Source organism: Comamonas sp. wu1-DMT (assembly GCF_040187805.1).
GTDB classification, from domain to species: Bacteria; Pseudomonadota; Gammaproteobacteria; order Burkholderiales; family Burkholderiaceae_C; genus Comamonas; species Comamonas thiooxydans.
The window spans coordinates 154,255-173,263 of record NZ_JBANEM010000012.1 but is presented as its reverse complement, the minus strand read 5'-3'; the positions used below and the strand labels follow the sequence as shown (position 1 = coordinate 173,263).

The following is a 19,009-nucleotide window of genomic DNA, read 5'->3' as shown; positions in this document are numbered from 1 at the left end:
GTCATTTGCACTGTCTGAATGGTGACATTTGTGAACTCTTGCGCTTCTTTGGGCTGGTTTGCACTCCCGTCCGCTGCCTTATTGCGCCATCTTGAGTGCCTGCTGGTCTTTTTCAATAAAGTACTTTTTTAGATACTTTATTTGCTACACTGCACCGCAAAACCGTGCCTATGACTGCGACGTCCACCGCCCCCCAAACCCGCGACAAGTTGCACCTGCAGCTGGCCCGACTGTTTCGCAACAAGATAGCGACGGGCGAGTGGACGATCGGGCAAAGCATCCCCACCGTCGAGGAGCTCGAGGCCCTGCACAGCGTCTCGCGCACCACGGTGCGCATGGCCGTACATGCGCTGGTCGATGAAGGCCTGCTGCAGACCCGCAAGCGCGGCGGCACCAAGGTCGTTGGCCAGCCCTACAAGCCCCCATCCTTTTTGCTGCCAACGACCTGGCAGGAGCTGGTGGCCTTTGGTGAGCAGATTCAGCAGACTACGCTGCAGCAAGCGAATGACTGCGTGCCGCCCATTCCGGCCGGCTTCCCTTCCCCTGGCGAACTGGCCTCTGCCTATACCTATTTTTTGCGCGTACACAAGCACGGCGATGCACGCTTTTGCCTGTCCGAGCTGTACCTGGAACAAAACCTCTACCCCAGGCTGCAGGAGCAGCTGGAGCGCACCACGCTTGCTCAGGCGCTGGGAAATGATCCAGCGCAGATCGCCAAGGCCCGCCAGTACCTGAGCGTAGCCCCGGCCGACGAGCTGATTGCCGAGCATCTGGGCGTTCCGCTGGGCACGCCGTTGATGCAGGCGCTGCGCTGGGCCTGCAATCCACAGGGCTTGATCGTCTACTGGGCCAAGGTACGCTTCATCAGCGAATACGTGCATATCGAAATGGACCTGCTCAAATGACCACCGTCCTGCCCCAAGTCCGGCAGCTCTCCAGGCCCCATAGCGGCCGTGTGGCCTGGATCACCGGCTCCACCAGCGGCATAGGCTGGGCCGTTGCCAGACAGTTGGCCTGCGAAGGCGCCGCCATTGCCCTGCATGGCAGCGCACAGGCGTCTGCCAGCACCGATGCACAGCTGGCCGAGCTGCACGCACTGGGTGTGGCCGCCCGCTATTACCCACTGGATCTGAGCGACGGCCTGGCCATTGCCCCGCTGGCCCGGCGCATCGCCGCCGAGCTGGGCGCGGTGGACATTCTGGTCAACAACGCGGGAATGCAGCATGTGGAATCCGTGCTCAGCTTTCCGCCAGACCTATGGAACACCATGCTGGCCGTCAACCTGAGCGCACCGTTTCACACCATACAGGCCTGCACGCCGGCCATGCTGGAGCACGGCTGGGGGCGCATCATCAATATGGCATCCGTCAGCGGCCTGGTCGGCGTGGCCCACAAGCCCGCCTATGTGGCCAGCAAGCACGGCCTGCTGGGCCTGACCAAATCCGTGGCACTGGAGCTGGCCACCACGCCCGTGACTTGCAACGCCATTTGCCCCGGCTGGGTGCTCACGCCGCTGGTGCAGGCCCAGATCGAAGCCCTGGCGCAGCGCGAGCAGCTGGACGAGGCGGCAGCCCGCGCCAGGCTGCTGGGCGCCAAGCAGCCCTCGCAGGCTTTTGTGACGGTGGAACAGGTCGCGGCACTGGTCGGCTTTCTGGCCAGCGACAACGCCGCCCAGGTGCGTGGTGCACAGTGGAATATGGATGGAGGCTTTACCGCAGCATGAAGGATCCACAAGCCAGATCCCATAGATCAGTCATAGATCGATGGCTGACAGCGCACAGCAGATCAGCGCTGCAGCCTGTTTTTATTCAAATCGTTTAAGGAGACGAACATGGCATTGAACGAAACCCACGACGCCGGCCTGCAAAGCTGGGTCGCCAGCGCCAACACGGGCAGCAGCGACTTCCCCATCCAGAACCTGCCGTTTGCAGTCTTTCGTCGCAAAAACAGCAGCGAGGCCTTTCGCGGCGGCGTGGCGATTGGCGACCAGGTGCTGGACATGGCGGCTGTTCGCGATGCCAAGGCACTGGGCGGCGATGTGCAGGCCCAGGTCGACGCAGCGGCGCAAGCTCAGCTCAACAGCTTGATGGCCATGGGCCCGGCGTCTTGGTCGGCCCTGCGCCTGGCCCTGTCGCGCGCCCTGCGTGCCGGTGCTGCCCAGGAAGTCGCCCTCAAGGCCTGCCTCGTGCCCCAGGCCGATGTGGAATACGGCGTACCCGCACAGGTGGGCGACTACACGGACTTCTACACCTCCGTGCACCACGCCACCAATGTGGGCAAGCTGTTCCGCCCCACCAACCCGCTGATGGAAAACTACAAGTGGGTGCCCATCGGCTACCACGGTCGTGCCTCCAGCATCCGCATCTCGGGCGTGGACTTCAAGCGCCCCAACGGCCAGCTCAAGGCTCCCGATGCCGACCCCGTGCTCAAGCCCTGCAACCGCCTCGACTATGAGCTGGAGATGGGCATCTATGCCGGCTCGGCCAATGCCTGGGGCGATGCCATCGGCATCGAGGACGCCGAAAACCATATCTTCGGTCTGTGCCTGCTCAACGACTGGTCGGCACGCGACGTTCAGGCCTGGGAATACCAGCCACTGGGCCCCTTCCTGTCCAAGAACTTCGCCACCAGCATCTCGCCCTGGATTGTGACGCTGGAAGCACTGGAGCCCTATCGCACGGCCTTTGTCCGCCCGTCCGAGGACCCACAGCCCCTGCCCTACCTCAGCTCCGAAGCCAACTCGCAGCGCGGTGCGCTCGACGTGCAGCTCACGGTTGCCATCCAGACCGAGAAGATGCGCGCCGAAGGCAAGGCCGCCGAGCAGATCACCCGGACCAGCTACCGCCACGCCTACTGGACCATGGCCCAGCTGATTGCCCACCACACCGTCAACGGCTGCGATCTGCAACCCGGTGACCTGCTGGGCACGGGCACGCTGTCCGGCCCCACCATGGCCGAAGCCGGCGCCCTGCTGGAAATCACCGAAGGCGGCAAAAAGCCCCTGAGCCTGAGCAACGGCGAAACCCGCACCTTCCTGCTCGACGGAGACGCCGTGGTCTTTGCCGGCTGGTGCGAAAAGCCCGGTGCCGCGCGCATCGGCTTTGGCGAATGCCGTGCCACCGTTCTGCCCGCGCACCAGGCCTGAGCGGGCCTCGGCCATCCCGCAAAAAACCGGCCTGGCGCCGGTTTTTTGTTGGGAATCTGCCTTCGGCCTGCTCGTAACGCCATGACACAATTGCAGCCATGCCTTCCGCTTCGGACACCCCCACCCCTGCGCTCGCCCCTGCTGGCCGAAACCAGCGCCAGGAGCCCGTACTGAACCAGCCTGCGCGCTCGGATGCCAGCCCCTTGCCTGCCTCCATTGCAGGAGCCTTTGCAGCCGCGGCCTATTCCATGCAGCACAGTCTGCAACACGAGGCCGGGCAGAGCACTGCACCCGAAGAGGAGGACAGCGGCCTGCTGCCCCAGCTCTATGCCAGCCGCCTGAGCCCACGTTCACGCGACTTTTACCTGGCCCAGTTCAAGCGCTTCGATGCCCTGGACCGCAGCCTGCCCAGCTGGAATATGGCGGCAGCCTTCCTGACCCTGGCCTGGTGCAGCCTGCACGGTCTATGGCGCGAGGCTGGCAAATACCTCGCAGCCGTCACGGCAACCGCGCTGATCTGGTGGTTTGGCCTGCGCCCGGCTCTGCCCGAGGCCATGGCGCTGGGCCTGGGCATTGCACTTTGGCTGGTGGCTGTGGCCGTGCCCGGCCTGCTGGGCAATGGCTGGTACTGGCGCAAGATCAGGGCCCAGACGCTGCAGGCGATTACGGACGCGCCCAATATGGCCGCCGCCCATGCCGCCTTGCAGGCGCAGGTCGGCTCTCCTCGCAACAGAACCGCAGCCATGCTGGTGCTGGCCCTGCCTGCGGCAGCGGCCGCAGGCGCGGGCCTGGCCTTGCTGCCCGCCGACGGCCCTGCACCGACCAAGAGCGCTGCGCCTGCAGCCACCGCCGTGGCCAATCGTCCAGCTGTCAGCCCGGACCTGGCAAAGCCCGCCCCCGAGGCGACCTCTGCTGCCGCCCAGCCAGAAAACCGCCCGGCAGAGCCAGCGCCTGTGACCGCCACCGAGACAGACACACGCACAGCGCAGGCTGCGCCCGACGCAGCTGCCTCAGTGCCAAGCAAAGCGGCGGTCAAGGCCGAGCTGAGCGAAAAGCCGACAGCCAGGCCCGCGACAGATACAAAGGAACAAGCTGCCCCCTCGACACCCCATGCCGGCTCGGACCTGGTTCCTGGCAAGTTCTATCTGAATCTGGGCGTCTATTCCGAGGCCGGCAATGCCGACAAGGTGCTGGCGCAGCTGCAAAAGTCCAGACTGCCCGCGCTGACGCAGAAGATGGCCAGCAACAAGGGGGAAGTCACCCGAGTACGCAGCGGCCCCTTCGAGAGCCGAAAGCGCGCTGAAAAGGCTGCACGCAAGCTGCAGGCCGCGAATATCGATGCCGGCATCTTTCAAAGTGCAGAAGGAGCCCACAAGCCATAGACTCTGGCGCTGAAAATTCACAGTCAAAATGCGACCATTCCCTTGAGGGAATTGCGCATAAAGCTATCAAATTTTCGCATTGCTTTGTTGCACCCGCTTGCACATCAAGGCTTGGTCTGGCATGCGCGAGCACCTGGGGGCGCTATGGTGTGGGGCATGAAGCATCGAACACCCACTCTGCATATTTCCACCCGCCCTTTGCTCGGCATGGCTGCTGCCAGCATGGCTGTGCTGATGGCGGGCTGCGCCAGCAACGGCATGGTCGCAGGCGGCAAGACCGCCCCGCCTGCGCGTCAGCTGCAGGTATGCCACGCGGAGCCGGTACAGATCTATATCGGCCACAACACCGTGGCATCGACGCTGGAAACCATCCGCCAGAAGTCCGGCTCGTACCTGCTGCGCGTGCTGCGCGAGGGTCAGCCCGCGACCATGGACTACAACCAGGAGCGCCTGAACGTCATCACCAATGACGCAGGCAAGATCACGGCGCTGCGCTGCGGCTGAGCACCCGCCAGGACTTACAGGAACATTTCCTGCAGGTCGCTCAGAAAGTCAAAGCCGCGTTCGGTGGGCACCACGCGGCCCAGATCGCGGCTGATCAGGCCCTTGGCCTGGGCCTGATCGAGCCCCTTGGCAATGGCCGACATGGGCAGGCCCGTGCGCTCCATGAACTCCTGCAAGGCAAAGCCGCCGCGCAGGCGCAGCGCGTTGAGCATGTATTCGAACGGCAGATCGGCGCGCTTGACCTCGTTGTCCTGTGCCAGCGGCGTGCCGGCCAGTGCCATGTCCATATAGCGGGCCGGATCGCGGAAACGCACCTGACGCACGATGCGGTGGGCAAAGCTCAGCTTGCTGTGCGCACCGGCGCCAATGCCCAGATAGTCGCCGAACTGCCAGTAGTTGCTGTTGTGAAAGCACTGATGGCCGTCCTTGGCATAGGCCGAGACCTCATAGCGCTGCATGCCCGCAGCCCTGGTGCTGGCCGTGATCAGGTCCAGCATCTCATAGGCCGTATCGTCCTCCGGCACCACGGGCGGATATTTGGCGAAATAAGTGTTGGGCTCGATGGTCAGGTGATAAATCGACAGATGTGGCGGTGCAAACGACAGTGCCGTGTCCACATCGCGCTGCAGATCGACCATGCTCTGGCCAGGCAACGCATACATGAGATCGATATTGAAGGTCTCGAAATTGTCCGCCGCCTCGCGCACCGCAGCCTGGGCCTGCGCCGCATCATGCACACGGCCGACAGCCTGCAGATAGCGGTCGTCAAAGCTCTGCACCCCGATTGACAGGCGGTTCACGCCAGCCGCACGGAAGGCCTTGAAACGGTCCTTCTCGAAGGTGCCGGGGTTGGCTTCCATGGTGATCTCGCAATCGGGCTCCATGCGCAGACGCGCGCGCAGACCGGCAATCAGCTTGTCTATGGACTCGGGCGAGAACAGGCTGGGCGTGCCCCCGCCCATGAAGACGCTGTGCACCGTGCGCCCCCAGATCAGCGGCAGTGCGCTCTCCAGATCGGCCATCAAAGCATCGATGTAGCGATCCTCGGGCAGTGCATCTCCCTTGGCCCAGGCATGCGAGTTGAAGTCGCAATACGGGCATTTCTTGAGACACCAGGGCAGATGCACATACAGCGACAGCGGCGGCAGGCTGCCCAGTTGCAGCGTGCCAGGCCGCATGTAATGCTGAATATCGCGCTGCACCGCCGCTTCGGCGGTCTCTGTTTGATGCTGAATGGGAATCATGGGAAATATGCTTTTCTAGCGCAAACAAAACCGACGCCGCTAAAACACCATGGGACAGCAAGCAAGGGCTTAGGCGGCCCCGCCGCCCCGCAGCGAGGCTGTCGTCCCCCTTTCATAGCGCGCAGAGAAAGGGGGAAGGCGCGGGGCCGCCTAGGCAAAGCGCCTCAGGGGGAGTGCGGTCAAAGACCGCTGGTTATAACCAGCGCTCTTTCACCATCTCGATCATGGTGCGCGAAGAAAGTCCACGATGGCTGTGCGCATGCTTGAGCTCGGGCTCCATCTCGGCAAAGGTCAGGCCCAGCTCGGGAATAAGCAGTACCGGGTCAAAGCCGAAGCCATTGCTGCCACGGCGCTCGGTCGTGAGCAGAGCCTGCACGCGTCCTACGGCAATCAGCGGCTCGGGGTCCTTGGGCGAGCGCACGCCCACCAGGGTGCTGACCATGGCGGCACGGCGGTTGGTCACACCCTGCATCTGCTCGAGCAGCGCGCGCACATTGTTGTCGTCGCTTTTCTCGTAGCCGAACTGGGTGCAATAGTAGGCCGTGTCCACGCCGGGCAGACCGCCAAAATGATCCACACACATGCCGGCATCATCGGCAATGGCGGGCAAGCCGGTCTTCTCGGCCGCAAAGCGCGCCTTGGACAGCGCATTCTCTACAAAGGTGCCATAGGGCTCGGGAGCTTCTCCCTCGAACAGATCGCCCTGACGAATCAGCTCCACGCCCAGCGGGGCAAACATGGCTTGCAACTCGGCGAGCTTTCCGCGGTTGTTGGATGCCAGCACAATTTTCATAATAAAAATCCATGGAAGCGCTTATGGCGCTTACGCAATCAGCTATTGATTCAGTAGTTTCAAGCCAGCGCCTATTGCAGCGTGCAACCGTGTTCAGGTCTTGGCTTTCTGGCGCTGTGCCGAACGGCGTATGGCCTCGTTGATTTCGGCAATCGATCGCTCGATGGCCTCGTCGTCGAGCTCATCCTCGCAGTCTTCGATCGGCCCCACCTGTATCGTGGACTCGAAGCCCTGATCCTCGATTTCCTGTGTGGAAATGGAAGACGGCTCGAAATTATTCGGTGTTTCCCATACCAGTGCCAGCACGGTGACATTGTCGCTGCCGTCCCCGGCTCGCTTGAGCGCCGTATCGACCAGCATGGGCACAAAGTGGGCCACGGCCTTGCCGTTCATGATCTGGAGAATTTCCGGCGTCGGCACCGCCCCCCAGAGGCCATCGGAGCACAGCATCAGCTGATCGCCCTCCTCAAGCCGCCTTGTCTCGCTCACATCGAAGATGGGCTTGGAAGGCGAGCCCAGGCAGGTGAACAGCACATTGCGGTTGGCCGGCGCCAGCGCACCGGAGACCTTGCGCATCTCGCTGTACGAATGATCACGTGTTCGCTCGACGAGCTGCCCGTCGCGCACCCAGTACAGACGCGAGTCGCCGCAGTGTATCCAGGTCACCTTGCCGTCCTGCAGCACGGCCGCCACCAGCGTGGTGCGCGGCGTGTCCATCATGCCCTTGGTGCTGGCATAACGCAGTATCTGGCGATGGGCCTGCAGCAACGCCTCTTCCAGAAACAGGGCAGGCTCTTCCAGCATGGGCTTGGCCTTTTGCTGAAAAAGCGTGGAAACCACCTGCAATGCTATCTGTGCGGCCACTTCGCCGTCCGGATGCCCGCCCATGCCGTCCGCCAGCACGAACAATGCCGCCTCTCGCGTGTAGCAGTAGCCCATGCGGTCTTCGTTGAGGGCACGGCCTCCACGACGGCTGAGCTGGAAGACGGAAAATTTCATGGTTTGCGATTGCTGTCGGTCACCGCTCCACGTTCGGAGCCGCCGAGTTTCTGAAGATTCTTCCTGGCGTCATGCACCATGTTGTCAAACTGCATGCGCATGCGCTCCTGCATGCTGAGCTTGGTATAGCGACGCTCGCCTTCGCGGCTCAGCTCTTTTTGCAGGGCAAACACCGACTGCGGGCGCGAGAGCGGATCCATGGCCATGCACCACTCCACCACCTCGATCAGATTGTCCGAATACACGCCGCGCAGCTTGTTCAAGGCAAGGGCCAGTCGGTCCTTGTCCTGACGCTGCGGAGCTTCATTGGGCGGTATGCCCTGCATGCAGGCATAGATGCAGGCGCCAATGGCGTAAATATCGGTCCAAGGACCCAGCTGGGAATCGCGCCGGTACATCTCAGGGGCAGCAAAGCCCGGCGTGTACATGGGACGAATGAAGTTGCCCTCCTTGGACAGCACTTCGCGCGCGGCGCCGAAATCGATCAACACGGCCTTGTCGTCATTGGTGATGAAGATATTGGCGGGCTTGATGTCCAGATGCAACATCTTGTGCTGATGCACGATGCGCAGGCCGCGCAGCACCTCGTCAAACAGAGAGCGGATGGTCGACTCCCTGAACACCTTGTCGGCCTTGAGCTCGCGCGCCGTGACGATGAACTCCTGCAGGGTCGCCCCTTCCAGGTAGTTCATCACCATGTAGACGGTTTCGTTTTCGCGAAAGAAATTCAGCACGCTCACCACGGAGGCGTGGGAAATCTGCGCCAGCGAGCGCCCTTCCTCGAAAAAGCTCTTGAGCCCGAGGCGATAGAGGGACAGTTTTTCTGGCGCCACCATGGGCTGCAGTTCGGCAGGCGCCCGAGTGGCAAGCGAAGCCGGCAGGTACTCCTTGATCGCTACCTGCTGGCCATCGGCGTCCAGAGCCAGGTAGACAATCCCGAACCCCCCCCGAGGAAATCCTGCGCACCACCCGGTATCCGCCTATTGTGCTGCCCGACGGTAGGGGCGCTGGCTTGGTTTTTGTAGACATTTTTTACCGGTAAACCTCAAGGATGATACGAAACCCGGATAATCGGGAAATTGCAAGCATCCATCAAAAGTCCAATGCCAGTTTACAGCATGACCGGATACGCCAGTGCCCAGCACAGCGCATCCGTTGAGGGTGGTCAAGAGTCCCAGTCCAACAGCCGTCTGGGCCTTGAGATCCGCGCGGTCAATAGCCGCTTTCTGGATTTGTCCTTCCGCCTTCCCGACGAACTGCGCGCCCTTGAACCGGCCCTGCGCACCTTGCTCACCGCGCGCCTCAAGCGCGGCAAGGTGGAAGTACGAGCCGCCATCGACGTCTCCAGCAACCAATCCCTGCCCATTCCCTCAGCCACCCAGCTGCAACGCCTGGTGACCCTGCAGGACTCGGTTCAGGCCTGGCTGCCCAAGGCACGCGACCTTTCCGTGGCCGATGTGCTGCGCCTGTGCAGCGGCACCGCCACCGCCACCACGGACTGGAGCGAAATCGCTCCGGCCCTGGCCGAACAGGCCGTCACCGAGCTGCTCGCAGCTCGCGCCCGTGAGGGCGAGCGCCTGGCCAACATGCTGCTCGACCGCATCAAGCAACTGCGCGAACTGGCCAAGACCGCCACGCCGCTGGTGCCGCAGTTGGTGGAGCAGCAGCGCCAGAAGTTCCTGGAGCGCTGGAAGGAGGCCATGGCCCTCGGCGAAGGCTCGGTTGCACCCGAAGCCGCCCAGGACCGCGCCCTGGCCGAAGCCACGGCCTTTGCCATCCGCATCGACGTGGCTGAAGAAGTCACGCGCCTGGGCTCTCACCTCGACGAAATCGAGCGTCTGCTCAAAAAGGGTGGCGACATCGGCAAGCGTCTGGACTTCCTGATCCAGGAATTGCACCGTGAAGCCAACACCCTCGGCTCCAAATCAGCCACGCTGGAGCTGACCCGCATCAGCGTCGACATGAAGGTGCTGATCGAGCAAATGCGCGAACAAGTGCAGAACATCGAGTAAGCAAGCCCTGGGCGTACCTACCCCGTACGCTCGATTCATGCCCAAAGTCATGCCCAAAGTCATGGACCATCCCGGAAATCTATTTGTCGTGTCGGCACCCAGCGGTGCCGGCAAATCCTCTCTGGTACGCGCCCTGCGTGAATTCGATGCACGCGTCTACCCCTCCGTCTCTCACACCACGCGCGCGCCGCGCGGCCAGGAAAAACATGGCCGTGAGTATTACTTCGTCTCGGACGCCGAATTCGACGCCATGGTCGCCAACAACGGCTTTGTGGAATGGGCCAATGTGCACAGCCGCCGCTACGGCACGGCCAAGAGGTCTCTGGAAGAGCGCATCCAGAGCGGCACCGATGTGCTCCTCGAAATCGACTACCAGGGCGCATTGCAGGTCAAACGGGCATTTCCCAATGCCGTGCTGATCTTCATCCTGCCGCCCAGCTGGGACGAGTTGCGGGCCCGCCTGGAAAACCGTGGCGAGGACGCTCCCGAAGTCATCGAGTTGCGCCTGAAGAACGCCGAAGAGGAAATGGCGCAGGTCGCAAAATTCGACTTCGTTATAATCAACGAACTGTTTGAGAGTGCGCTCTTTGATCTCAAGGCGATCATTCACGCGCAACGCCTCAAATATGCGGCCCAGCGGCGCCTTCGCGCCGACACCTTCGAGTCGCTCAATATCCCTGAATCCAACTGACCGTTCCCGGAGTTCCTGATGGCACGCATTACTGTTGAAGATAGCCTGGAGCAGATCCCCAACCGCTTCCAGCTCGTTTTGGCCGCGACTTATCGCGCCCGCATGCTCAATCAAGGCCATACCCCCAAGATTGAAACCAAGAATAAGGCCAGCGTCACAGCCCTGCGTGAAATCGCAGACGGCAAGGTAGGCCTGGAAATGCTGAAGAAGGTGCCGGGTTGAGCTGTTGCATCGCAGCACCAAAATAGACAATTAAGCACCGCTCGTCGGTGCTTTTTTGTGCCTAGCAGCTTGCACTCCATACTTGCAGGCTACATTTAAGGAATATGACAGCGGCCCAGAACTCGACGATTGCTCCTTCCTCTACGGCACCGGCCAAGCCTCAGCGCATGCCCGCTGATCAGGCTGCACGTGTGTCGGCTGCTGCTTTTGAGGGCTTGATGGAGCATCTCGGCTATCTGGATGCCGACAGCGCCGAGCGCGTGCGCCAAGCGTATATCTACGCAGATCAAGCACATACCGATCAGTGGCGCAGCAGTGGAGACCCCTATATCACCCACCCCATCGCGGTCACGGGAATCTGCGCCAACTGGAAGCTCGATGCCCCCGCCCTGATGGCGGCCCTGCTGCATGACTCCATGGAGGATTGCGGCATCACCAAGCTGGATCTGAAGGAACGCTTTGGCGAGGATGTGGCCGAACTGGTGGACGGGCTGACCAAGCTGGACAAGCTGCAGTTCAATACCCGCGAGGAAAACCAGGCCGAGTCCTTTCGCAAGATGCTGCTGGCCATGGCGCGCGATGTGCGCGTCATCCTGATCAAGCTGGCCGACCGCACCCACAATATGCGCACCATGAGCGACATGCCGCGCAGCAAGTGGGGCCGCATCTCGTCCGAAACGCTGGAGATCTACGCCCCCATCGCCCACCGGCTGGGTCTGAACCAGACCTATCGCGAGCTGCAGGACCTGTCGTTCAAGCATCTGCACCCCTGGCGCTATGCCACGCTGGAAAAAGCCATCGGTCGCTCGCGTACACGCCGCCGTGACCTGGTCCATCGCGTGCAGGATGAAGTCAGCACCGCTTTTGCCACGCACAGCCTGTCGGTGCGCCTGCTGGGCCGCGAGAGCACGCTGTATTCGCTGTACCAGCGCATGCAGAAGAACCAGCTGAGCTTTGCCAAGGTCACCGACATCTACGGCTTTCGCATCATCGTCCCCAAGACGCTGGACTGCTACACCGCCCTGGGCGTGCTGCACCAGAAGTACAAGCCCATGCCGGGCCGCTTCAAGGACTACATCGCCATCGCCAAGAGCAATGGCTACCAGTCGCTGCACACCACGCTGGTCGGTCCCTCCAGCGTCAGCATCGAATTCCAGATTCGAACGGAAGAGATGAACATCGTGGCCGAGGCCGGCGTCGCGGCCCACTGGTTGTACAAGGCGCAGCAAGGTCATGACTCCGAGCATCTGTCCACCCAGTGGCTGCAATCCCTGCTCGACATCCAGAACGAGACCCGCGACGCGGCGGAGTTCTGGGATCACGTCAAGGTCGATCTCTTCCCCGATGCCGTGTACGTGTTCACGCCCAAGAGCGAGATCATGGCCATGCCGCGCGGTGCCACGGTGGTGGACTTTGCCTACGCCATCCACAGCAAGATCGGGCATCGCACCACGGCGGCCAAGATCAATGACGAGGAAGTGCCGCTGCGCACCGAACTCAAGAGCGGCGATGTGGTGCAGATCATCACCTCCGAAACCTCCACGCCCAACCCGGCCTGGCTGAGTTTTGTAAAAACCGGACGCGCGCGCTCCAAGATTCGCTCCTACCTCAAGAATGCGGCCCAGACCGAAGCCGGTCAGCTTGGAGAAACGCTGCTGGCCCAGGCTCTGCGTGCCGAAGGCATTGACAGCGTACCGGCGCAGGACGATGCCAACAAGAACGTCTGGGACGAAATCTTGCGCATCACGGGCAACCGCACGCCCGCAGACCTCATGGTCGATATCGGCATGGGCCGCCGCATCGCCTCGCTGGTGGCGGCGCGCATGACCGCCTTCATGACCAAGCAGGGGGTGCGCCCGGATGCCCTGCTCATCACGCAGGAGCGCTTCAATACGCACAACCGCCCCTTCCAGGGTGCGGTCACGCTCAACGGCGACGAGAGCAGTTCGGTCTATTACTCGCACTGCTGCCGCCCCGTGCCTGGCGACCCGATTCTGGGTTACCTGGGCGGTCAGGGCCTGGTCGTGCACCACGCCCATTGCAACAATGCCATCAAGCTGCGTGAAAAGGATGCCGACCGTTTCATCACCGTGGACTGGTCCGACGACATCACACGCCTGTTCGAGGCAGGCATCGTGGTCACGGTGCAAAACAACAAGGGCGTGCTGGCCCGTGTGGCGGCCGAGCTATCGAATGCCGAAGCCGATATCGTGCGCGTCGAGATGACCGATGAAGCCGCGATCGGCACCACCGACCTGCGCTTTGTCATCTCCGTGCAGAACAGCGTTCAGCTGGAGAATGCGCTGCGCAATCTGCGCCGCCTGCACTCGGTCATTCGTGCCAGCCGCGTCATGGCCTGACCTCCCACATGCTCCACAAGGCCGCCTCGGGCGGCCTTTTTCATGGGCGAAAGATTTTGTTGCATTCTGCGGGCGCTATCCCGCCATGCAACAGTCCCCAGGCCACGGCAGCAAGCGACAATGGCATTCATGCTCCAAACCGCACCTTCGCTTCTGAATGTCCGTCAGCCGCTGCTGATCACCGCCATCGCAGCAGCCCTGCTCGCAGGCTGCGCCACCCGGTCCGAGCCCCCAGCAGCGGCGGTGTCCGAACCGGCACCGCCTGCCAAAGCAGAGCAAGGCACTGACGAAGCAGCGATGGAAAGTCCCATACAGGCCAGCAACTTCGCACACTGGAAGCAGGAATTTGCCCCACGCGCACGCGCAGCAGGCATTTCGGAGCGCACGCTGCGCAGCGCATTGGCCGGTGCCAGACTCCAGCCCAGCATCGTCAAGCTCGACCGCTCCCAGCCCGAGTTCACGCGCACGCCCTGGCAGTATCTGGATAGCGCCGTCTCCGCACAACGCATCAGGACCGGCAAGCTCAAGATGCAGGAATACGCAGCCAGTCTGCAAGCGGCCAGCCAGCGATATGGCGTGCCGGCGCCCGTGATTGCAGCCATCTGGGGCATGGAGAGCAATTACGGCAGCAACTTCGGCAGCTTCTCGGCCGTGGATGCACTGGCCACTCTGGCCTTCGACGGCCGCCGTGCCGAATGGGCGCAGAAGGAGCTCATTGCCGCGCTGCGCATCATCGACAACGGCGATATCGACGCCGCCCATATGATCAGCTCGTGGGCCGGTGCCATGGGCAACACCCAGTTTCTGCCCTCGGTCTTCCTGCAGTATGCAGTCGATGCCGATGGAGACGGCCGCCGCGACATCTGGGGCTCCATGGCCGATGTGGCCGCTTCCACGGCCAACTATCTTGCAAGCTCGGGCTGGAACCCCGGCGAGCCCTGGGGTGTGGAAGTGCGCCTGCCAGCCAATTTCGATTACGCGCGCACCGAGCTTTCCACGCGCCAGAACAGCAGTGCCTGGGCTGCAGAAGGCGTGCAAAGCATGAACGCTCAGGCCTTGCCTGCGATGGCCAGAGCCAGCATCATTGCACCGGCCGGTGCCCGTGGTCCGGCCTTCATGGTGGGCAGCAACTTCCGCGCCATCCTGCGCTACAACAACTCCACCAACTATGCACTGGCCGTGAGCCTGCTCGCATCGCAACTGACAGGCAATGGCGGTGTCAGCGCCGAATGGCCGCGCGATCTCGGCGCACTCACACGTGAGCAGACACGGGCGCTGCAGACCGCACTCAGCCAGCGCGGCTTTGCCACCGGAGCGGCCGACGGAGTGATGGGTCCGGCCACCCGGGCCGGGCTGCGCCAATACCAGCAAAGCGAGGGCCTGGTGGCAGACGGCTACCCCACGCTGGAGCTGCTGCAACGCCTGCAGGCTGGCAACCCATCTCAAAAACAATAGCTTTTAGCGCTTGTTAATCAATGATTTCAATACTAAAACCATCTGAAATCATTGAACATCAAGCGAGTGAAGCTCACAAAATAAAAGCGCGGCTTCCGATGTGGAAGCCGCGCTTTTTTGTTGCCCCTGAAATCAGGATCGAGTTGTGGGCTGCGGATAGCTGACGTCCAGAATCTCCAGCATGCGCACACCGGCCGGTGTGGGCAAGGCCACCTCGTCGCCCACGCGCGCCTTGAGCAGCGCACGCGAAACCGGGGCAATCCAGCTGACCTGGTTCTGCGTGCTGTCCGCCTCGTCAATGCCCATGATGGTGATGGTGCGCTCCACGCCCTCGTCATCGACATAGCTGACCGTGGCGCCAAAGAAGACCTGGTCGCTGCCCGCATGCACCGCAGGGTCGACCACCTCGGCAATCTCCAGTCTCTTGGTGAGAAAGCGGATGCGGCGGTCGATCTCGCGCAGACGCTTTTTGCCGTAGAGATAGTCGCCATTCTCCGAGCGGTCGCCGTTGCTGGCCGCCCAGTGCACGATCTCCACGATCTTGGGGCGCTCGTTGTCGATCAGATCCAGCAGCTCGTCCTTGATGCGCTGGTAGCCCTGGGGCGTGATGTAGTTCTTGCCGCCGGCGGGCAATGGCGGCAAAGCGCCGACGTCATCATCGTCGTCGCCGTCCGATTCTTTGGTGAAAGCCTTGCTCATGAAGCCGATCTTCACACAGATCCGGGCCTGATCAGAGCATGGCTCGTCAAAGCCCGGAAACGAAAAAGCCTCAGAACCTTGCAGTTCTGAGGCTTGTCGTTTGGTGCGGCTGGCAGGAATCGAACCCACGACCCCTTGGTTCGTAGCCAAGTACTCTATCCAGCTGAGCTACAGCCGCTAAGCCTCAAATTATATACAGTTTTTGGAGCCTGCAGAAAAGGTCTCCAGGAATTTCGGATCCCGCGCGCTGCTTCAGGCTTGCGACCACATGAAAAGCCTGATTCCAAGCACATGCATATGCGCTAATCTTGAGCGTTGAAACCGGTCCGCCAGCAAGCTGCTGGCGGCCTCTGCAATGCCGCGTTCATGGACCCCAAAGAGCCAGCCCCCGCGCGTCAGGGCAGCCGGTCGCTCCAGGCCGCCGCACGCTGCGGCAGTGCATTCAGAACCATCAATGACGACAGACAGACAACAGGCCTCGCCTTCGATTCCTCCATCCGTGGCCATGTGGGAGCAGCTGTTTCGCCGCAGCGCCAGGCCCTCTCTGAGCCTTCAGGGTCAGATTCGCGAAATGCTGGTCGATGCCATCCTCAGCGGCATTCTCGCGCCCGGCGACGCTATCCCCTCAAGCCGGGAACTGGCCAAGCTGCTGGGCGTGGGTCGCATCACCGTGGTCATGGCCTACCAGCAGCTGACCGAAGAGGCCTTCTTGCTGAGCCGCGAGAGAAAAGGCCATTTCATACACCCCGATGTGCTGCAGGGCCGCACGGCCGAGCGCACGCCGGGCAGCGGCAGGAGCACGGACGCCGAGGCGCACACGGACTGGTCGCGCCGCCTGTGGCTGCGCCCCAGCCTGCAGCGCAGCATCGTGAAGGAAGACGACTGGCAGCGGTTCCCTTATCCGTTTCTCTACGGCCAGTTCGACAAGGAGCTGTTTCCCACGGCCGCCTGGCGCGAATGCTGCCTCAAGTCCCTGGGCGTGGTGGACATCCGCATGTGGGCGCCCGATCACATCACCCGCGACGACGACAGCCTCATCCAGCAGGTGCAGACCAAGATCCTGCCGCGCCGCGGCGTCTGGGCGTCACCCGACGAAATCATCATCACGGTCGGCGCCCAGCATGCGCTGTACATGGTGGCCGATTTGCTGATGCGCGAGGGCACCTCCATCGGCATCGAAAACCCCTGCTACCCCGATGCGCGCAATATCTTCAGCAGCCGCACCTCGCAGGTCATCCCCATTGGCGTGGATGGCGATGGACTGCCTATCGTCAATGCCATGCGCAAGCTCGAGTACCTCTACGTCACGCCCAGCCATCAGTGCCCCACGGGCGTCACCATGCCGCTGGAGCGGCGCGAAGCCTTGCTGGAGGCCGCACAAAAGCACGATCTCATCATCATCGAGGACGACTACGAAAGCGAAAGCAGCTTCGACGAACAACCCATCCCGGCACTCAAAAGCCTGGACCGCAACAACCGCGTGATCTATATCGGCAGCCTCTCCAAGAGCCTGGCACCCGGCCTTCGCGTGGGCTATATCGTGGCACCGCCCGAACTGATCAAGGAGCTGCGCGCGCTGCGCCGTCTGATGATCCGCCATCCTTCCACCTTCATCCAGCGCACATTGGCCATGTTCATCTCGCTGGGCCACTACGAGGCCCAGCTGCGCCGCCTCGGCCAGGCCCAGAAAGAGCGTCATGCCGAGCTGACGGCAGCCATGGCTCGCTACCTGCCCCAATGCCGCATCACGCCGGTACGCGGCGGCGGCTCGTGCTGGGTGCAATTGCCCGACCATGTGCCCGCACAGGCACTGGCACGCCAGGCCGCCGAGCATGGAGTGCTGATCGAGCCCGGCGATGTGTTCTTCACCTCCCCTCGCAACACGGGCAACTTCATACGCCTGGGCTATCAGTCCATTCCCGCGGGACAAATCGCCCAGGGCATCAAGGCCCTGGCAGAAGCCATGCACTGCATGTAGAGGCGCAAAACAAAAAGCCCCGGACTCAGGGTCCGGGGCTTTTTTGTCGTTCTCATCAATTCTTGCGCAGCTTGGGCGGAGCCAGCTCGTCGAGCAGCCCCTCGGGACTGATTCCGCGCCGCAACGCCATGCGCACGCGATAGGCAATCAGCAAGATGCACAGGCTGGCCACACCCAGAGCCAGCGGAGTGCGCTGTTCGGGAATGAAGCCCATGGCCACCACGATGGACAGCATGCCCGCAATCGCCAGCCAGGTCAGATAAGGAAAGCACCACATGCGCACCTTGAGCAGATGCGGAGCCTCGTTCTCCAATCGATAGCGCAGGCGCAACTGGGAAATCGCAATCAGGATGTAGACGAAGATTGCCACGGTGCCATAGGAGTTCACGAGAAAGGCGAACACCTTGTCGGGAGACAGATAGGACATGACGATGGCACCGTAGCCGAACAAGGTGGCCACCAGAATCGCGTACACGGGCACGCCGTTGCGGCTGACCTGGGCCAGCACCTTGGGCGCATCGCCGCGTCGCGTCAGCGCAAACAGCATGCGCGAAGAGGCATAAAGCCCGGAGTTGAGCGCCGACAGCACGGCGGTCAGCACCACGGCATTCATGATCTGGGCAGCGGCCGGCACGCCCATGGCATCGAGAGCACTGACATAGGGCGTGGACATACCGATGGAGTTCCATGGCACCAGGCAGGCCACCAGCAGCACCGATCCCACATAGAACACCAGCACGCGCAGGATGACCGAATTCGTGGCCTTGGCCACGGCCTTCTGGGGCTCGGCGGTTTCGGCGGCCGCAATCGTCACGATCTCAGCGCCGAAATAGAAGCCGGTTGCGGCCACGGCGCCCGTGAGCACCGGAACAATGCCGTTGGGCATGAAGCCGCCGTTCTGGCTCAGGTTGGCGACATGCATTCCGCTGCCTCCCGGTGTCAGGCCCAGCACATAGACACCGGCAATGAACAGAAACACCACGATGGCGGCCACCTTCACGGATGCCAGCCAGAACTCGCACTCGCCAAAGGATTTGACCGAGACCAGATTGGTCAGCGTCATCATGATCAGCAGGACCAGGCTGATGCTCCAGGCCGGCACGTCGGGCAGCCAGTAGCGCACCAGCTCGGCCCCCGCCACCGCTTCGATGGCCACGACGATGACCCAGAAATACCAGTACATCCAGCCCGTCAGAAACCCCGCCAGCTGCCCCACGGCGGGCCGGTCGCGCCAGGCTTCGCGGGCGTACTCGTAAAACGAGCCGCCTGTCATGGAGCAGGCCATCTCGCCCAGCATGCGCATCACCAGCACCACCAGCAGGCCGGTGATCAGAAAAGAGATGACGGCTGCCGGCCCGGCCGACTTGATGACCACGCCGCTGCCGACGAACAGCCCGGCTCCGATGACGCCGCCCAGGGCAATCATGGTCATGTGCCGCTGTTTGAGGCTGTGCGACAGCCCGTCCGGCGACGAATGCGGATTTCCAATCATTTTTGTCTCCTGTCTTGCCGGCATGGGAATACC

General features: G+C 62.3%; 16 protein-coding genes, 1 tRNA gene and 1 pseudogene. 11 read left to right on the top strand and 7 right to left on the bottom strand.

Annotated elements, in window-relative coordinates:
• Positions 1-170 precede the first annotated feature (170 nt).
• The 5 genes from V8Z78_RS18020 to V8Z78_RS18000 all read left to right on the top strand — a co-directional run bounded on the left by V8Z78_RS18020 (position 171) and on the right by V8Z78_RS18000 (position 5,031).
• Positions 171-905 (top strand): GntR family transcriptional regulator, encoded by a 735-nt coding sequence (locus tag V8Z78_RS18020; RefSeq protein ID WP_279089999.1) that lies wholly within the window; start codon positions 171-173, stop codon positions 903-905.
• On the top strand, positions 902-1,723 hold the full coding sequence (locus V8Z78_RS18015; RefSeq protein ID WP_279090002.1) for a 3-hydroxybutyrate dehydrogenase: 822 nt from the start codon (positions 902-904) through the stop codon (positions 1,721-1,723). The genes V8Z78_RS18020 and V8Z78_RS18015 overlap by 4 nt, the downstream gene beginning before the upstream one ends.
• A 108-nt stretch (positions 1,724-1,831) precedes the next feature.
• Positions 1,832-3,145, top strand: a complete 1,314-nt coding sequence (fahA, locus tag V8Z78_RS18010) for a fumarylacetoacetase (protein ID WP_349731856.1) — start codon at positions 1,832-1,834, stop codon at positions 3,143-3,145.
• 98 nt (positions 3,146-3,243) lie between these two features.
• On the top strand, positions 3,244-4,527 hold the full coding sequence (locus tag V8Z78_RS18005; protein WP_279090007.1) for an SPOR domain-containing protein: 1,284 nt from the start codon (positions 3,244-3,246) through the stop codon (positions 4,525-4,527).
• A 156-nt stretch (positions 4,528-4,683) separates the two neighbouring features.
• Positions 4,684-5,031 carry an I78 family peptidase inhibitor gene (locus V8Z78_RS18000; RefSeq protein WP_231879734.1) on the top strand — a complete coding sequence of 116 codons (348 nt, stop codon included), beginning with the start codon at positions 4,684-4,686 and terminating at the stop codon, positions 5,029-5,031.
• A 14-nt stretch (positions 5,032-5,045) separates the two neighbouring features.
• Here V8Z78_RS18000 and hemW read toward each other — a convergent pair whose 3' ends face one another.
• The 4 genes and pseudogenes from hemW to V8Z78_RS17980 all read right to left on the bottom strand — a co-directional run bounded on the left by hemW (position 5,046) and on the right by V8Z78_RS17980 (position 9,096).
• A complete protein-coding gene (gene hemW / locus V8Z78_RS17995; RefSeq protein WP_034392159.1) occupies positions 5,046-6,275 on the bottom strand; it encodes a radical SAM family heme chaperone HemW in 1,230 nt (409 codons plus the stop codon).
• 193 nt (positions 6,276-6,468) lie between these two features.
• Positions 6,469-7,068 carry a non-canonical purine NTP pyrophosphatase gene (locus tag V8Z78_RS17990; protein ID WP_003062684.1) on the bottom strand — a complete coding sequence of 200 codons (600 nt, stop codon included), beginning with the start codon at positions 7,066-7,068 and terminating at the stop codon, positions 6,469-6,471.
• Positions 7,069-7,161: 93 nt separating this feature from the next.
• Positions 7,162-8,067 (bottom strand): PP2C family protein-serine/threonine phosphatase, encoded by a 906-nt coding sequence (locus V8Z78_RS17985; protein WP_012839581.1) that lies wholly within the window; start codon positions 8,065-8,067, stop codon positions 7,162-7,164.
• A pseudogene (locus tag V8Z78_RS17980) lies at positions 8,064-9,096 on the bottom strand (serine/threonine protein kinase). The gene V8Z78_RS17985 and the pseudogene V8Z78_RS17980 overlap by 4 nt, the downstream one beginning before the upstream one ends.
• Before the next feature lie 89 nt (positions 9,097-9,185).
• On the opposite strand from V8Z78_RS17980, the gene V8Z78_RS17975 reads away from it, so the two are divergent.
• The 5 genes from V8Z78_RS17975 to V8Z78_RS17955 all read left to right on the top strand — a co-directional run bounded on the left by V8Z78_RS17975 (position 9,186) and on the right by V8Z78_RS17955 (position 14,807).
• Complete coding sequence (locus tag V8Z78_RS17975) at positions 9,186-10,079, top strand: YicC/YloC family endoribonuclease (RefSeq protein WP_349731871.1); 894 nt, start codon at positions 9,186-9,188, stop codon at positions 10,077-10,079.
• A 61-nt stretch (positions 10,080-10,140) separates the two neighbouring features.
• Positions 10,141-10,770, top strand: coding sequence for a guanylate kinase (gene gmk / locus V8Z78_RS17970; RefSeq protein WP_003062692.1), 630 nt, complete (start codon positions 10,141-10,143; stop codon positions 10,768-10,770).
• Positions 10,771-10,788: 18 nt separating this feature from the next.
• Positions 10,789-10,992, top strand: a complete 204-nt coding sequence (gene rpoZ, locus V8Z78_RS17965; RefSeq protein ID WP_003052081.1) for a DNA-directed RNA polymerase subunit omega — start codon at positions 10,789-10,791, stop codon at positions 10,990-10,992.
• A gap of 104 nt (positions 10,993-11,096) precedes the next feature.
• On the top strand, positions 11,097-13,352 hold the full coding sequence (locus V8Z78_RS17960; RefSeq protein WP_003062694.1) for a RelA/SpoT family protein: 2,256 nt from the start codon (positions 11,097-11,099) through the stop codon (positions 13,350-13,352).
• Between the two features lie 120 nt (positions 13,353-13,472).
• On the top strand, positions 13,473-14,807 hold the full coding sequence (locus V8Z78_RS17955; protein WP_349731855.1) for a lytic murein transglycosylase: 1,335 nt from the start codon (positions 13,473-13,475) through the stop codon (positions 14,805-14,807).
• Between the two features lie 132 nt (positions 14,808-14,939).
• Here the strand turns inward: V8Z78_RS17955 and greB are convergent, their stop codons facing one another.
• Complete coding sequence (gene greB / locus V8Z78_RS17950) at positions 14,940-15,506, bottom strand: transcription elongation factor GreB (protein ID WP_349731854.1); 567 nt, start codon at positions 15,504-15,506, stop codon at positions 14,940-14,942.
• Between the two features lie 101 nt (positions 15,507-15,607).
• Positions 15,608-15,684 (bottom strand) — tRNA-Arg (locus V8Z78_RS17945).
• Positions 15,685-15,960: 276 nt separating this feature from the next.
• Between V8Z78_RS17945 and pdxR the strand changes: the two genes are divergently transcribed.
• Positions 15,961-17,484 carry a MocR-like pyridoxine biosynthesis transcription factor PdxR gene (gene pdxR, locus V8Z78_RS17940; RefSeq protein ID WP_039049719.1) on the top strand — a complete coding sequence of 508 codons (1,524 nt, stop codon included), beginning with the start codon at positions 15,961-15,963 and terminating at the stop codon, positions 17,482-17,484.
• A gap of 55 nt (positions 17,485-17,539) precedes the next feature.
• Here the strand turns inward: pdxR and V8Z78_RS17935 are convergent, their stop codons facing one another.
• Positions 17,540-18,976: an amino acid permease gene (locus tag V8Z78_RS17935; RefSeq protein ID WP_349731853.1), complete on the bottom strand. Its 1,437-nt coding sequence runs from the start codon at positions 18,974-18,976 to the stop codon at positions 17,540-17,542.
• Between the last annotated feature and the right edge of the window lie 33 nt (positions 18,977-19,009).